Source organism: Bacillus sp. Xin1 (genome assembly GCF_013314535.1).
GTDB lineage: Bacteria > Bacillota > Bacilli > Bacillales > Bacillaceae_G > Bacillus_A.
Genome location: NZ_JABUAE010000009.1, coordinates 20,085 through 34,616, shown reverse-complemented (window position 1 = coordinate 34,616; position 14,532 = coordinate 20,085). Strand labels below are relative to the sequence as shown.

The 14,532-nt window shown below is 37.2% G+C and carries 14 protein-coding genes and 2 pseudogenes; 9 read left to right on the top strand and 7 right to left on the bottom strand.

Features of this window, described 5'->3' with window-relative positions:
• Nucleotides 1-260: 260 nt before the first annotated feature.
• A complete protein-coding gene (locus tag HRG09_RS11020; protein WP_174100941.1) occupies nt 261-1,544 on the bottom strand; it encodes a purine/pyrimidine permease in 1,284 nt (427 codons plus the stop codon).
• Between the two features lie 95 nt (nt 1,545-1,639).
• Between HRG09_RS11020 and HRG09_RS11015 the strand changes: the two are divergent.
• From HRG09_RS11015 to HRG09_RS11005, 3 genes and pseudogenes are all read left to right on the top strand, one after another.
• Nucleotides 1,640-2,632: pseudogene (locus tag HRG09_RS11015) on the top strand (potassium channel family protein).
• A 7-nt stretch (nt 2,633-2,639) separates the two neighbouring features.
• The gene (locus HRG09_RS11010; RefSeq protein WP_174100852.1) at nt 2,640-2,936 is read left to right on the top strand and encodes a YwdI family protein; all 297 of its coding nucleotides are present in this window, start codon (nt 2,640-2,642) and stop codon (nt 2,934-2,936) included.
• Nucleotides 2,937-3,000: 64 nt separating this feature from the next.
• Nucleotides 3,001-3,369, top strand: a complete 369-nt coding sequence (locus HRG09_RS11005; protein ID WP_174100851.1) for a DUF423 domain-containing protein — start codon at nt 3,001-3,003, stop codon at nt 3,367-3,369.
• 37 nt (nt 3,370-3,406) lie between these two features.
• Here HRG09_RS11005 and gerQ read toward each other — a convergent pair whose 3' ends face one another.
• The 4 genes and pseudogenes from gerQ to hemQ form a co-directional block, all read right to left on the bottom strand.
• Nucleotides 3,407-3,844, bottom strand: a complete 438-nt coding sequence (gerQ, locus tag HRG09_RS11000; RefSeq protein ID WP_174100850.1) for a spore coat protein GerQ — start codon at nt 3,842-3,844, stop codon at nt 3,407-3,409.
• A 27-nt stretch (nt 3,845-3,871) separates the two neighbouring features.
• The gene (locus HRG09_RS10995; protein WP_174100849.1) at nt 3,872-4,294 is read right to left on the bottom strand and encodes a cell wall hydrolase; all 423 of its coding nucleotides are present in this window, start codon (nt 4,292-4,294) and stop codon (nt 3,872-3,874) included.
• A 351-nt stretch (nt 4,295-4,645) separates the two neighbouring features.
• Nucleotides 4,646-5,920: pseudogene (locus HRG09_RS10990) on the bottom strand (serine hydrolase).
• A gap of 200 nt (nt 5,921-6,120) precedes the next feature.
• Complete coding sequence (hemQ, locus tag HRG09_RS10985; RefSeq protein WP_174100848.1) at nt 6,121-6,864, bottom strand: hydrogen peroxide-dependent heme synthase; 744 nt, start codon at nt 6,862-6,864, stop codon at nt 6,121-6,123.
• A gap of 440 nt (nt 6,865-7,304) precedes the next feature.
• Here hemQ and pta point away from each other — a divergent pair, with 440 nt between their 5' ends.
• Nucleotides 7,305-8,276, top strand: a complete 972-nt coding sequence (pta, locus tag HRG09_RS10980; RefSeq protein WP_174100847.1) for a phosphate acetyltransferase — start codon at nt 7,305-7,307, stop codon at nt 8,274-8,276.
• A 34-nt stretch (nt 8,277-8,310) separates the two neighbouring features.
• On the opposite strand, the gene lipL is transcribed toward pta, so the two are convergent.
• Nucleotides 8,311-9,156 (bottom strand): octanoyl-[GcvH]:protein N-octanoyltransferase, encoded by an 846-nt coding sequence (lipL, locus tag HRG09_RS10975; RefSeq protein ID WP_174100846.1) that lies wholly within the window; start codon nt 9,154-9,156, stop codon nt 8,311-8,313.
• A gap of 179 nt (nt 9,157-9,335) precedes the next feature.
• On the opposite strand from lipL, the gene HRG09_RS10970 reads away from it, so the two are divergent.
• Nucleotides 9,336-9,932, top strand: coding sequence for a lipoprotein BA_5634 family protein (locus HRG09_RS10970; RefSeq protein ID WP_174100845.1), 597 nt, complete (start codon nt 9,336-9,338; stop codon nt 9,930-9,932).
• A gap of 26 nt (nt 9,933-9,958) precedes the next feature.
• On the opposite strand, the gene HRG09_RS10965 is transcribed toward HRG09_RS10970, so the two are convergent.
• On the bottom strand, nt 9,959-10,624 hold the full coding sequence (locus tag HRG09_RS10965; protein ID WP_174100844.1) for an RsfA family transcriptional regulator: 666 nt from the start codon (nt 10,622-10,624) through the stop codon (nt 9,959-9,961).
• Between the two features lie 290 nt (nt 10,625-10,914).
• Here HRG09_RS10965 and HRG09_RS10960 point away from each other — a divergent pair, with 290 nt between their 5' ends.
• The 4 genes from HRG09_RS10960 (at nt 10,915) to HRG09_RS10945 (ending at nt 14,338) form a co-directional block, all read left to right on the top strand.
• A complete protein-coding gene (locus HRG09_RS10960; RefSeq protein ID WP_174100940.1) occupies nt 10,915-11,139 on the top strand; it encodes a YuzB family protein in 225 nt (74 codons plus the stop codon).
• Between the two features lie 302 nt (nt 11,140-11,441).
• Nucleotides 11,442-12,497 (top strand): FecCD family ABC transporter permease, encoded by a 1,056-nt coding sequence (locus HRG09_RS10955; protein WP_174100843.1) that lies wholly within the window; start codon nt 11,442-11,444, stop codon nt 12,495-12,497.
• Nucleotides 12,494-13,510 carry a FecCD family ABC transporter permease gene (locus HRG09_RS10950; protein WP_174100842.1) on the top strand — a complete coding sequence of 339 codons (1,017 nt, stop codon included), beginning with the start codon at nt 12,494-12,496 and terminating at the stop codon, nt 13,508-13,510. Before HRG09_RS10955 ends, HRG09_RS10950 begins: the two co-directional genes overlap by 4 nt.
• 15 nt (nt 13,511-13,525) lie before the next feature.
• Nucleotides 13,526-14,338, top strand: a complete 813-nt coding sequence (locus HRG09_RS10945) for an ABC transporter ATP-binding protein (RefSeq protein WP_174100841.1) — start codon at nt 13,526-13,528, stop codon at nt 14,336-14,338.
• Nucleotides 14,339-14,532: the final 194 nt, after the last annotated feature.

Sequence of the window (14,532 nt, the reverse complement as noted above, 5' to 3'; positions counted from 1 at the left end):
AGATATATAAATGCAAATTGAAAAATATAGAAACCCACTTTTTTTAGCCCCATGCCATGTGAAAACACAAGGAGAAAATGAGAGCAGGGCTTTTTTTGATTTCCGAGCCGTAATTTCTATGTTGAAAAATCAAAATCGATTTATATGGTGAAGTTAATTACTGTATTGTTAGTATATATTATCATGGGCGTATTGCCCATGATAATTCTATCATATCTTTCGAGAGAACTCCCACCTCTAAACAATGGAAGTTTTCCAATTTATGATGGCTGTTTTTCCTTTGAACGGGAAAATAAAACTTCAAGCAAAATAGCCATAACAGAACCAAGTACAAGGCCGTTACTTAAAAATGATGCTAAAAATGGGGGTAGAGTAGAGAATGCCTGTGAAGGAACAAACATAACCCCAATTCCAGTAAAAAGTGAAAGGCCAGCAACGCGGAATAAACGTTCTTTATTTTGCACAGTGTCATATTCACGGAAGGCAAGACCAATCATACTTGCAAATACAGGATAAATAGCAGCATATCCAACAGCGACTGGAATAGCTGCAAAGAATGATGTTATCTTTGGAAATATACTAATTACAATGATAAAGCTTGAACCTAACATAAATGGAAGACGTTTATAAATATTTGTTGTTGCAATAAATCCAGCCGAACCTGAAATAGCTACTGGTCCAATTGCTGAAAAAAGGCCACCTAAAAGCTGATTTATGCCCGTTATAATTCCAGCGGGTTTAAATCGATTTTGCATAGCATCTTCTTCATATTTAGAAACAACCTTTTGTACAACACGGATGCTTGCTAACATGTTCGTTAAAAGTAACATTGTGACAAAGATAACGGTAATTGCCATATTCCATTCAATACGAGGGTATCCAAATACGAATAGAGATGGAAGGCGAATGATATCTGTTACCGGTGTAACAGGATTAGATAAACCGAAGCATGCAAATAAAATCCACCCGAAGACAATGCTGAAAAGAACAGAGTATTGTCCGATAACAGGTAGCTTCATCATGAAAAAAGATAGTAAAATAACAATGAGTGAAAGGATGAATACATTTGGTTGTACTTCAGCATGTTGTCCATCAAGACCGAACATTCCTTTTAGGAAAGAACCGCTGAGCTGGGCAACGAGAAGGAATAAATATGTTCCGATTACGGTTGGTGTGAAATAATGAACAAGCTTATCAATAAGTCCCAAAACACTAAGAATAATACAGATAATGCCGCTTAAAAGAAATGCGTATTGCAAGACTCGAAGGGTTTCACTATTTGATCCGAATAATACGACACCTAAGCTTGCATATAGCGAGAAGATTCCCCACCAAAGGCCAGCGGGACCTTCTTGAATAGGGAGTCTATGACCAAATATAGCTTGCAAAAGGCCAGCGAAACCAAGAACAAACAATGTTCGTTGTACAAAAGCGATAGCTTCGGCACCTTCAAGCCCGTAGTTGGCAGCAACGCTAATTGGCACAATCAGGCTTCCTGCTAAAATAAATAATGCCCACTGCAAGGCAGAAAGAAATGTTTTCATCATATCAACCTCTTTCATAGATTCCGCTTCTAGTATATACGTATTTTATTTACTATGGCAAAGGTTGTAGATAGAGAAAAGAGTTGAAGAAGAGTATGAATGCAAAAAGGCAATTATGCATCGCTGTTATATGTATGTGTTTTGTTGTTATCCTTGGAACAATTGGATTTATGATAATAGAAGAAATTAGTTTGTTTCAAGCCTTTTGAATGACAATGATTACAGTGTTAACAGTTGGATATGGAGATGCAGTTCCGTTAAAACAGGCAGGGAAGATTTTTGCGCTTCTTATTATTCCTGTTGGGGTAGGAATTGTTACATATGCAATTGGGGTAGTAGCGGCAATGATTATTGAGGGGAATTTATTTCATGCAGTGCGGAGGAAGAAGATGGACAAACAAATAGCAGAGTTACAGGGCCATATTATCGTATGTGGTTTTGGTAGAGTAGGGCTTCAAGTCGTACATGAGTTACAAGAGAAAAAGATTCCGTTTGTAGTCGTCGATAAGGAAGAATCAGTGCTAGAGAGGAAAAAGCTTTTATACATACATGGCGATGCTACCGAGGATCATGTATTACATAAGGCAGGGATTACAAGAGCTGCTGGTTTAGTAGCAATTGTTGCAAACGATGCTGAAAATGTGTTTATTACATTAACAGCACGAGGATTAAATAGTAAGATTAAAATTATAGCTAGAGCCGAAAAGCCAGAAACAGAAGATAAAATACGCCGTGCAGGTGCAAATAAAGTGATCAATCCATCTAGTATGGCTGGCATCCATATTGCAAAAGGAATTGCCAATCCATTAACAGTTAATTATATTGATACAGTGCTATATGGAACAGAACAAGCCTTTGCAATAGAAGAAGTGAAAATTGGGAAAGGGTCTGTTGTAGCTGAGAAAACATTGCTGGAAAGCGATGTAAGAAATAAGTTCGATGTTACGATTTTAGCGATTTTACGGGATGGAAATATTATTCATAACCCAACAGGGCAGGAAAAATTGCAAGAACATGATATGATAATAGTATTTGGTTCAGTAGGGAAGCTGGGGCAATTTGAGAAAGAATTACAAAGTACGAGGTGAAAAAGGAATGCAAGTATCTAGCGATAAGATTTTAAATAAAATGGCAAATGAAATTATGAAAGCAAAAAGTAGTGATGGACAGAAGGCGAAAGAACATTTATCAGTTGTTCGTGCTCTATGTGATTTACTTTTAGATGAACAGAGTGAATCTCATACATATGTAGAGCCGAAATTACAATCACAAGTTATACCATCTCATCCGATGACAATGACAGCAACAACTCAGCAAGTGGTACCAGTTTCGGGGGAACCTGTATACATGAAAGAAGACGATGCAAACGGCAACTCTTTATTTGATTTTTAAAAGTTAAAAAGGTTGGCTTATATGTAAAAATTTCTTATCATAAAGATAAAAAAGGGGAATTCCAATGAAAATCTTCTTATTATTAGGCTGTATTGCAGCTGGCTTATCTGTCGCATTAGGTGCCTTTGGTGCACACGGTTTAGAAAATAAAATTTCTGCAAAAATGCTAGAAGTTTGGAAAACAGGTGTTACATACCAAATGTTTCATGCTGGAGGGCTATTTATCGTAGCCTTATTAATGGATAAAATTCAATCTTCTTTACTAAGTACAGCAGGCTGGTTTATGGTAGCTGGAATTATTATGTTCTCTGGAAGTCTCTATGCGTTAAGTACAACAGGTATTAAATTTTTCGGACCAATTACACCACTTGGTGGAGTAGCATTTATTATCGGTTGGATTTTATTGGGAACTGCGGTTGTAAAAGGATTATAAAGACAAAACAAAAGCTGGCATTTGCCAGCTTTTATTATTACCTTGGAGGATATGCTGCTGGTTGAACAGGTAAATAGTTAATTTCTTCAGGGAATTCTACATAATCTAAATAAATCATAAGCAATAAGTAACGTTTTCCAGACTGTGGCTCACTTATGACGATATGATCGCGTCCAGCAGCTTCAATAATTCCTGTATAGGATTGTGTGCCAAGCGAACTACCACGCTCATATGTCATAACCACAGTCGCTTGTTTTCCTTTGTTTAAGCGAAGGATGTTTTCGATATAGGATTGCTCTAGTGGGAGCATACCTTGAGATGCTGCAAGTTGTGCTTGAGCTTGTTGTTGCATTGCTTGTTGTTGCATCATTTGTTGCTGTTGTGGTGTCATTTGTTGCTGTTGTTGTCCTGGTGGTAGTGGAGTTCCAGAAGGTTGGAAAAAAGTTCCATAGTATGGATTTTGTTGCTGTGCCATTCAAAAATCCCTCCTCGTTTTCATTCTTTAATATACTGCTGGGCATTCTCCGCTAGATGGTTGGAAAAAGCAGTGTTTTTTAAATCGACCAGAATTTTGCTGATTATACCAAGTTGGTGGACAAGGACCGTCTGGTCGGAAAAACCATAAAGCAAAATTAGCAGGCCAAAATCGTTGTCCTTCAATAACACGTCTTGCAAGGACAATATCTTGTTCGCGTGCACGCTGATAAAAGTATCCTTTTTGTGTTGCTTCAAAACCACCAGGCCTTTGAAATACCATTTGTTGTAGATTACGTATGTTTTTGAAGTCTAAACAATTGCCTTTAACGCGATTTACACCGACATTCCCAACCATTAGCATGCCTTGTTGTCCTTCCCCTTCAGCTTCAGCTCGCATAAGTCTTGCTAATAATTTTACATGTTCTTCGTTATAAGAAATTACACCCATTTGTTTCACCTCTTTTTCACCATTTTTACAGAAAGAGGAGCTGGTAAAAACGGTGTAGAACAATTACTAGTTCATACGTATGAGAAAAAAAAGCCAGATATGACAACCAAACAAAGTTTTAAGAAGTAGGATTTTGGCGTTATATATATCCATAAGTCATTGTTACGGGGGAGAAACATTTTCTCGCTGCTTTCACTTGGGGGCATGGGACAGGGAGAAGGTTTGAACGTTTCTATGCATAGCTAGATGCTCACTTTCGTCGAAAAGAAAAGGTGTTATGTCAGTTTTAAAATTTGGGTTTATATAGAGGGAGAGACATAATAAAAAAGCTAGCAATTTGCTAGCTTTCCATTATCCAAATACTTTTGACCACATATTTGAGAAGGAGTCACCAATGGATCGCATTGTTAATACGAATCAATTTGCTTTTTTTACTTCTTCTGTTGTTTTTGCAGTGACTTTCATTTTCTTACTTCCATCTAAAAATCCGTATTGATCAGTTGATTCTAAAACAAGGGAGCCTACTTTTGTATCTTTCTTAATAGGTGCCATTAATTTTTCATCTTCAGTAAGTGATTTATCTGCCTCAGTGGAAACTTTGTAAGGTGGCTTGCTACCTTTTTTCGTGATGACTATTATCTCTTTTTCAGGCGTCACAGTTACGTTGTCTACTTTTCCTTTTGTGACAGAAATTGTATTATTTTTATCTACTTTCAATTTCTGTTTTTCAAAGTTATTAAAACCGTAATCAATTAATTCGCGGGATTCTGTGAAGCGTTCATCCATTGATTTTGTCTTAATAATAACGGAAATAAGACGTAAGTCACCGCGTTTTGCTGTAATTGTAAACCCGTATCCAGCTGTATCTGAACTTCCTGTTTTTAAACCATCTGTTCCTTCATAAGCGAAAGCGGCACCTGGTAGCATCCAGTTCCAGTTTTCCATACGGATTGGTTTTGGATGGTTGTCTGGGAAGTTTTTAAATCTTTGTTTTGTATCCTTTAGCAGTTCTGGATACTTTGTAATAATCGTTTTTGATAGAATACCCATATCGCGAGCTGATAAGGAATTTTCTCCGTTTGGATCAGTTCCTTCCGGATGCTTTCCTTTTAAATCAGCATTATTTAATCCAGTGGCATTTACAAATTTATATTTCTTTAACCCTAGTTTTTTTGCATGTTCATTTGCAAGATTTAAGAAGTTCTTTTCACTTCCTGCAAGAAGTTCAGCTAGCGCGATGCTAGATCCGTTTGCAGAGAAGATAACAATAGAATGATATAATTCTTTAACTGTATATTGTCGTCCTTTTTCGAAAGGGACGTTGGAGAATTCATTATTACGGGAAATTTCATAAGCGTAATCAGAGATGTTTACTTTTGTATCCCATGTAATTTTCCCCTCTTTAATAGCTTCTAAAACGGAGTAAATAACAATAAGTTTTGACATACTAGCAATAGCTAGTAATTCATCTGGATTTTGCTCATGCAGTATTTTTCCTGTATCTGCATCAAAAAGAATGGCAGCGGCAGCTTCTATGTGTATTTTTTCTTCTGCATGGGAGGTTGTTACTCCTAGGGAAGTAAATGACAATAGAAACACTAGTAAAATAGATAAAATTTTCCTCATGTAAATTATCACCTTCGCATCGTTATTAGCATATAGCTCGTATCATTTTAGCGTAATTTTGAATATGAGAAGGTTATGATTTAATAAGAAATTTGACAAGTTTTTGTCTATTGTTGTTTAAATTTGATGAAAAAAGAGGATTTTTGAAGGTTTTTTGTAGGATATTAAGAAAAAGGAACGGATTTCGTTCCTTTTTTGTATTATACATATAAAAATTTAGCTACTTTTTCGCTTGGCAAAATGTTACCAACGAAGAAAGTTCCAAATTCACCATAGCGAGCACTTACTTCATCAAAGCGCATTTCATATACAAGTTTTTTAAATTGAAGGATGTCGTCAGCGAATAGTGTTACGCCCCACTCGTAATCATCAAAGCCGACAGAACCAGTAATGACTTGACGAACTTTACCTGCGTATTGACGACCGATTTTTCCGTGGCTATACATAAGTTTTTTGCGATCTTCCATCGGAAGCATGTACCAGTTGTCATCCCCTTGACGACGCTTGTCCATTGGATAGAAACAAATGTGTTTTGCTTCTGGTAATTCTGGGTATAAGCGTGCGAGGATTTGTGGGTTTTGGTATGGGTCTTCCTCAGCTGGCAAGTAGTTACTTAGTTCAACAACAGATACGTAAGAGTATGCAGGAACCATATATTCAGCTAATGTTGTTTTATTTAACTCTGTTTCAATTTCATTTAATTCTTCCATTGTTGGACGTAAAATCATAAACATAATATCAGCTTTTTGACCAACAACTGTATACATTGCATGGCTACCTTGTTTTGCGGCTGCTACTTTATTCCATTTCTCAATGACGTTTAAAAATTCAAACATTGCTTGTCCGCGTTCGTCACTAGATAATGTTTTCCATGCTACCCAGTCGATAGAACGTAAATCATGTAAACAATACCAACCATCTAACGTTTTTGCTGCTTCACTCATTCTATTCACCTCAGTTAATGATATTTTACACGTTAACTATAGCATATATAGGTTTAAAGTCACCTATGTAAAGCTTGAGTGCATAAAATTGTCACATTTTTAAATGCTAGATAGAGGAGTATGGATAAAGGCTTTTTGTTATCACTTGAAAAGTCCGGCTATGAAACCAAAAAGAGTCCTACACCCATGTTCTCTTTGTGTTTTCACATGGCATGGAGCAAAGAAGGGCACTGACCGGATCTATGCATGGCTGGACGCTCTCTTCCATCTAAAAAAGAAAGTTTTTTCATGTTTTCCATAATAAATTAACCATGCTGAATTTTATGAAAATATAATCATTTTCATTTTACCTATTTTTTAGGAGCTATAAGTTTAAAATATAGATGAAAAGAAGTATTCTTAAAGATAGAGTTTTTTAACATTTGTAGGAGGGTTTATTCGTGAGCGATTTATTTACAACAGTAAAAGAAAAGGTTCAAGGAAAAGGCATTTCTATCGTACTTCCTGAAGGAACTGATGAAAGAATCTTAGGCGCTGCAGAGCGTTTAGCAAAAGAAGAGTTAGTAAAACCAATTTTAGTTGGTAATAAAGAAGAGATTAGTGCAAAAGCTGCTAGCATGAACTTAACATTAGCAGGCGTTGATATTTATGATCCAGCTACATATGAAGAAATGGATGCAATGGTGGCATCTTTCGTTGAACGCCGCAAAGGTAAAGCAACAGAGGAAGCTGCTCGTGAAATTTTAAAAGACGAAAACTACTTTGGTACAATGCTTGTATATATGGGCAAAGCACAAGGTTTAGTAAGTGGTGCAGCTCACTCTACAGCTGACACAGTTCGTCCAGCACTTCAAATCATTAAAACAAAACCAGGCGTTACAAAAACTTCAGGTGTATTTATCATGGTACGTGAAGATGAGAAGTATGTATTCGCTGATTGCGCAATCAATATTGCACCAAACAGCCAAGATTTAGCTGAAATTGGTATTGAAAGTGCAAAAACTGCTGAGCTATTCGGTATCGATCCACGTGTTGCAATGTTAAGCTTCTCTACAAAAGGTTCTGCGAAATCTCCAGAAACAGAAAAAGTTGTAGAAGCAACTCGCATCGCAAAAGAAATGGCTCCTGAATTAACATTAGACGGTGAGTTCCAATTTGACGCTGCATTTGTACCATCTGTAGCTGAGAAAAAAGCACCAGGTTCTGTTATTAAAGGTGATGCTAACGTATTCGTATTCCCAAGCTTAGAAGCTGGTAATATCGGTTACAAAATTGCACAACGTCTAGGTAACTTTGAAGCAGTGGGACCAATCTTACAAGGTTTAAACATGCCGGTAAACGATTTATCTCGCGGTTGTAACGAAGAAGAAGTGTACAAGTTAGCTTTAATTACAGCAGCTCAAGCACTATAAAAACGAAAGGCCTCGCTATATAGCGGGGCCTTTGTTATTTCTCAAGACTAAGTGCTTTATTATTGCGGTCAATCATACGCTGCAAGTTCATTTCGTATAAAGGAACTTCATCCACCGTTAATTGTGATGGTGTTAATCGCGGCGCAAACTGCTGCAGTGTTTTTAATAAACGCATCATTAAATCTTGAACGGTAATCGTTTCACCAAGTAATTCAGATAAAGAAGCCATTGTACTTGGTATAATTTCAGGATAAGTAAATCTCGTTTCTTCACCTTGAATTGCTAAGTTGTAAAAATCACGAACCAGTGCCGCACGTTCGGAGCCGCTACCTGTAGCACATAAGTAAATTTGTACAGCAACCCCTCCGCGAATGCGGCGCTGTGAAATACCTGCAAATTTCTGATCACGAATACTTAAGTCATAGCTGCCAGGACAATAAGAGCCAACGATTTCTTTTGCCTCGATATCAACATCGTAATCTTTTAACATTTCTTTAATTAAATGCCACATCGTATCGTATCCAAGGTCGATATCAATTCCTTTTTCGGTTTCTTGAAATAGAAGCGATACGTTTAAAACCCCTTCATCAAGTACGACTGCAAGACCACCTGAATTACGAACAATGACATTGAAATCCTTCTGTTTTAAAAAAGAAATCCCTTCCTGCAAATGAGGAAGACGAGAATCTTGAATGCCAAGAACAATTGTATTGTGATGAACCCAAGAGCGCATCGTCGAAGTAGATGTACCATTTCCGATCGTTGTGCACAATGTATCATCCATAGCGAATGATTGAAGTGCGTGGAAGGTCTGTCCTAAACTGGACTGATCTACAATACGCCACTCAGGTTGAGATAAGATTGAACGGGAATTGCTCATATAACTAACCCCTTATTTATAAAATGACAACCTTTATTATAGCAAAAAAGTGAGAAGAGAGGAGAGTTGTGAAAAAGAACCTTACGAGATTGTAATGTTACTGTAAGGAAAGGAGATTGGTAAAAGCCGTTTTTGTCATTAAACTGAGAACTGTCATTATAGTTTTAGGAGGAATATAAATGAAAAAAGTAAAATTAGGACTTGTAGCGATTATGTCAGCTGCGGTATTTAGTGGTTGTTCAATTATGGACATGATTGCCCCACAAGCAAACGGCGTATTGATGTATGGTGATGAAACAGTTGTACAACAAACAATTGATCAACATAAAAAAGAAATAGAATCTGAAGCGAAGTATACTGTTAAATTTGATAAGGTAAATGACCAAAAAGTATTAATCATGAATAAAACGACAGCAGAAAAGTTTGTAAAAGAAAAGCTGTTAAGAAAAGTAGATGGTGAAGAAACGAAACTAATTACAACATTACCATCTGTCTCTAATGATACGAGTATTGTATTTGCAAAAAATGAGCAAAATGATGTCATGATTGGCGATAAAAAAATGAAGTACGAAGGTAACGTAATTATTGGAGATGCTCGCAAATATGCAGATATGTTCGCGGTAGTAAGTGATTCTGCATATGAAGCGATTAGTGCTCCAGTAAAAACAGTTGGGGTAGTGGAATTTAAAGAAAATCCGAAAAAAGAAATCTATCCAAACATTCGCAAGGATTCTAAGTTAGAAGAGTCTCATATGTTGAATTTAAAACCAGAATAAAAAGGATGCAGACACCTGCATCCTTTTTATTCTGCAATTTTCTCTAAGTTACCGTTTCGATCCATACGGAAAGAGGTTTGCGTTGGCTCTTCATCATCCATTAATGCTAATTTACGAGCGCGGTTCATAATATTCATGAGCGTTTCGTAATCTTCTTGTACTGTATTAGATTGTTGTTCTAGCTTTTCTAATTTCTTTTCTAATTCTTCATTACGAAGTATTTGAGCTTTCATTTCTTGTTTCAATCTCGTATTCTCGTTTTCGAGTGCTGTTACTTTTACGTTTGAAGACCCCACAGTTTGTAAAAAGTAAATTACATCTTGCATTGTTATAGAAGTGTTAGATACAACTGGTTCTGAACGAGGGACAGTTGTGTTTACAACAGGTTCTTCATCATTCGTAATTATCGCTGAAGCTGGTGGCGTATAAAGTAGGCGTTTTTTTGCCTGTTCGCCGCTAGCGGCACGCATTTTATCTTTTCGATGTCTTTTTGCTAGCTGTAAAGCTTGCTCGTAGCTATAACGCACAACAGCATTCCAGCGAAATCCACAAGCAGCTGAGGTGCGATTTAATTGATCACCAACTTCTTCAAATGCATTTAATTGTGTACTTCCTTCTCGAACATGACGTAGTACGGTTTCCGCAAGTAATAAATCGTCCTCGTCTGTCCAAGCATCTTGTCTTACTTTCATAGATTCAACTCCCTTTCTTTTTATGAACTTCCTATTTTTATAATGGGCAAAAGAAATGGCTTTTATACAAAGCTTTTAAAAATATGGTAGATTTTGATGGAAGTAAGAAATTGTTGCACGAATGAAGGGAGTTTATAAAGGGAAAAATGAAGGGGAAAGTGAGGTTTTCTATCGCGTAGGACCCATAGAGGGAAACTTGCATCAAGCCTCAAAGAGCGGTAAAATACCATTTAGTGTTTATTGTTAAATGTACTTGTGAAAAGTTAAAAATAGAGGAAGTGTTATATAGAATGGGAAATGAATTTCGTGTGTGTGATGATTGTCAGGCGACGAACATTAAGACCTTGATACCAAAGCTCAAAAAAGTAGATTCATGTGCAAATATTGAGGTTGGTTGTCAATCTTATTGTGGACCAGGTCGTAAAAAATCATTCGCTTTTGTGAATAATCGTCCAGTTGCAGCGCCAACTGAAGATGAACTGATTAAGAAAATCGAAGCGAAATTAAGTAAGTAAGAAGAGTGAATATTTTACTCTTCTTTTTTTATTGTGGAAATTAAAAATTATTTTTAAATACTGATATACGATGAACATGTATGAATGGATAAATTACATATTATGATATTGGTTTTATATCAATTACATTAGTTTGATATTGCAAAATAATGGTTGACAGCCTTTTGTACCGGTAGGTAGAATAGAATTATGATTCTGATAATCATTATCAAAAAGGTGGATACACCCGATTTTCTTTTGCTGTTTCTTGAGAATGAATCTCATTTTATTAAATATATGTTGTTGGTTAGGGTGGTTGAGGGATGGAAGCAAGCGCGAGGAATATTGAGCAACAGGAATTAAATGTGAAAGAGATTAAGAGTAGACCGCTTATTGCTTCTATTATTTTAATAGCGGGAACAATTTTGTTAGCTTTAAGTATGGCAACTTCAATCTCATTTGGTGCAGCGGATATTAGTTTGAAAACTGTATGGCAAGCTGTCTTTCAGTTTGATGGTTCTTTGACGCATCATAATGTGATTTGGGAGCTACGTATGCCTAGGGCAATTGGCGGAGTTGTTGCTGGTGCCTTTTTAGCAGTATCCGGTGCGATTATGCAAGGGATGACACGGAATCCGCTTGCATCTCCATCATTAATGGGGATTACTGATGGAGCGGTATTTGGGATTGCAATTATGTATGCGTTTTTCCCAAATTCACCGTATTTAATGTTTGTTATCGCTTCTTTTATTGGAGCAGCATTTGGAGCAAGTATTGTATACGGCATTGGGGCATCTTCACCGGGCGGATTAACACCTGTTAAATTAGCGTTAGCTGGAGCAGCAATTAGCGCTCTACTAGGGGCTATTTCATCTGGTATCGCACTCTATTTCAATCTTGCACAAGAGGTGAGTATGTGGAATGCAGGCGGCGTTGCTGGTGTGAAATGGCAGAGTATTGACATGCTCTTGCCGATTGGACTTGTTTGTCTTGTTATAGCGATTATGATGTCGAGATACATTACCATTTTAAGTTTCGGTGAAGAAATTGCAATTGGTCTTGGTCAAAATACAACATTAATTAAATTTATCGGAACTGTACTTGTGCTTGTGTTAACAGGTTCAGCAGTATCTATGGCAGGATCCGTTGGGTTTGTTGGGCTTGTCATCCCGCATATGACACGTTTTCTTGTCGGTTCAGATTATAGATGGGTGATTCCGTGTTCTGCTGTATTAGGTGGATTGTTAATTGAATGTGCGGATATGCTATCACGAATTATTAATCCGCCGTTTGAAACACCAATTGGAGCCATTACAGCACTAATTGGTGTTCCATTCTTCCTCTACTTAGCACGTAATGAAGGGAGAGGGAAAATGTGAAGGCAACCGTCTTAACAAAAAAGAACATTTCAGTCATAACAATTTTAGCTTGTTTAATTGTTTCAGTATTTCTTATTAGTTTAAATACAGGAACATTTAAAATCCTCCCAATGGATGTATTAAAGTCATTGGTAGGATTAGGGGCAGAAGATCAGTCAGTTATTTTATTTGAATTTCGTATGCCACGTATGGTAATTGCTATATTAGTTGGTTCAGCATTAGCAATGTCCGGTGCTATTATGCAAGGATTATCACGAAACCCACTTGCTGATCCTGGAATTATCGGTATTAATGCCGGTGCAGGATTAACTGTTGTTGTTTTCGTTTACTTCTTTTTTGGAAAAGTAGGGACTGGTACTCTTCTGTCCGTATTCATTCTTCCATTCTTTGCATTAGTCGGTGCAATACTAGCAGCAGTCATTATTTATGTACTGGCATGGAAGGACGGCGTTTCATCAACTCGTTTAATACTCGTTGGTATCGCGGTTGCAGCAGGGTTTGGTGCTGTTAGTTTAATTTTTTCAATGAAAATGACATCGAATGATTTCCGTTTTGCAACGATTTGGTTAGCGGGAAGTTTATGGGGAACAGACTGGAAATTCGTATTAAGCGTACTTCCATGGATGCTTATATTTTTACCAATTGCAATTCGTAAAGCGCATGTGCTAAATGTAATGAATTTAGGAGACGCTGCGGCAGTTGGACTTGGCGTAAACGTAGAGAAAGAAAGACGAAAATTATTATTTATTGCTGTTTGTTTAGCAGGGGCTTCTGTTGCAGTCGCTGGCGGAATTGGCTTTATTGGTTTAATGGCGCCGCATTTGGCGAGGCGACTTGTCGGCGGGAAACATCAAATTATGTTACCGACAGCAGCATTAATTGGAACATTCCTACTACTATTTGCAGATTTGATTTCAAGAAGTGTACTAACGACATCTGAAATACCAGTCGGTCTTGTTATTTCTGTAATCGGTGCACCATATTTCATTTATTTACTTATGAGGACAAAATAAAGGGAGGCTTTTTGTATGGCAACTTTAGCGGTTGATTCGGTATCTGTTGGCTATAATGAAGGGTTAATTATTGATGGATTGTCAGTGGAAATTCCAGAAGGGAAAATTACAACGATTATTGGACCAAATGGATGCGGGAAATCCACATTGTTAAAAACAGCTTCTCGTATTTTAAAAGCAAAACGAGGTACTGTATATCTTGATGGGAAAGCAATTGAGAAGCAGCCGACAAAAGAAATCGCAAAGAAAATGGCGATTTTACCACAAACTGCAGAGGTGCCAACAGGTCTTACTGTGTTTGAACTTGTTTCATATGGACGTTTCCCGCATCAAAAGGGATTTGGAACACTGAAAGAAGAGGATTATCGTTACATCCACTGGGCGCTTGAAGTGACAGGGATGACAGAGTTTGCGAACCGTCCAGCAGAAGCTCTATCAGGTGGGCAACGCCAACGTGTCTGGATTGCAATGGCTCTTGCGCAAGGAACGGATTTGCTTGTGCTAGATGAGCCAACAACATACTTAGACATGGCCCATCAATTGGAAGTATTAAATTTATTGAAAAAGTTAAATCAAGAAGAAGGCCGCACAATCGTTATGGTTATTCATGATTTAAACCATGCTTCTCGTTTTTCAGATCATATGATTGCGTTAAGAGCAGGTAAGTTAATGAAACAAGGGACGCCAGATGAGGTTATGACGTGCGAAACGCTTCGTAATGTGTTTGAAATTGAAGCACAAATTGTTCCATGCCCTGTCAACTGTAAACCGATTTGCTTAACTTATGATTTAACAATGATAAATAAACAAGTACGCAAGCAAGCATAAGAGAAATCCTCTTCCTATCCGTATTTAGATAGGGAGAGGGATTCTAATGGACGTTGAGCTTCTCATTCAACATGGGAAGTTGAACGTCCGTTAGAACGGGCTACATACAACACTTAATTAATATATATTAATGTTAGTGTGTCGTTTCTTATAGTTACGTACAACTTATAAGAGAAATATATCCAGAAGGAGTG

Bases quoted from the DNA above. Each gene is read 5' to 3' on its own strand.
- HRG09_RS10970 (WP_174100845.1), top strand. From the start codon at position 9,336: ATGAAAAAAGTAAAATTAGGACTTGTAGCGATTATGTCAGCTGCGGTA.
- HRG09_RS10945 (WP_174100841.1), top strand. From the start codon at position 13,526: ATGGCAACTTTAGCGGTTGATTCGGTATCTGTTGGCTATAATGAAGGG.
- HRG09_RS10965 (WP_174100844.1), bottom strand. From the start codon at position 10,624: ATGAAAGTAAGACAAGATGCTTGGACAGACGAGGACGATTTATTACTT.
- lipL (WP_174100846.1), bottom strand. From the start codon at position 9,156: ATGAGCAATTCCCGTTCAATCTTATCTCAACCTGAGTGGCGTATTGTA.
- HRG09_RS11020 (WP_174100941.1), bottom strand. From the start codon at position 1,544: ATGAAAACATTTCTTTCTGCCTTGCAGTGGGCATTATTTATTTTAGCA.
- gerQ (WP_174100850.1), bottom strand. From the start codon at position 3,844: ATGGCACAGCAACAAAATCCATACTATGGAACTTTTTTCCAACCTTCT.
- HRG09_RS10955 (WP_174100843.1), top strand. From the start codon at position 11,442: ATGGAAGCAAGCGCGAGGAATATTGAGCAACAGGAATTAAATGTGAAA.
- HRG09_RS10960 (WP_174100940.1), top strand. From the start codon at position 10,915: ATGGGAAATGAATTTCGTGTGTGTGATGATTGTCAGGCGACGAACATT.
- HRG09_RS11005 (WP_174100851.1), top strand. From the start codon at position 3,001: ATGAAAATCTTCTTATTATTAGGCTGTATTGCAGCTGGCTTATCTGTC.
- HRG09_RS11010 (WP_174100852.1), top strand. From the start codon at position 2,640: ATGCAAGTATCTAGCGATAAGATTTTAAATAAAATGGCAAATGAAATT.
- HRG09_RS10995 (WP_174100849.1), bottom strand. From the start codon at position 4,294: ATGGGTGTAATTTCTTATAACGAAGAACATGTAAAATTATTAGCAAGA.
- hemQ (WP_174100848.1), bottom strand. From the start codon at position 6,864: ATGAGTGAAGCAGCAAAAACGTTAGATGGTTGGTATTGTTTACATGAT.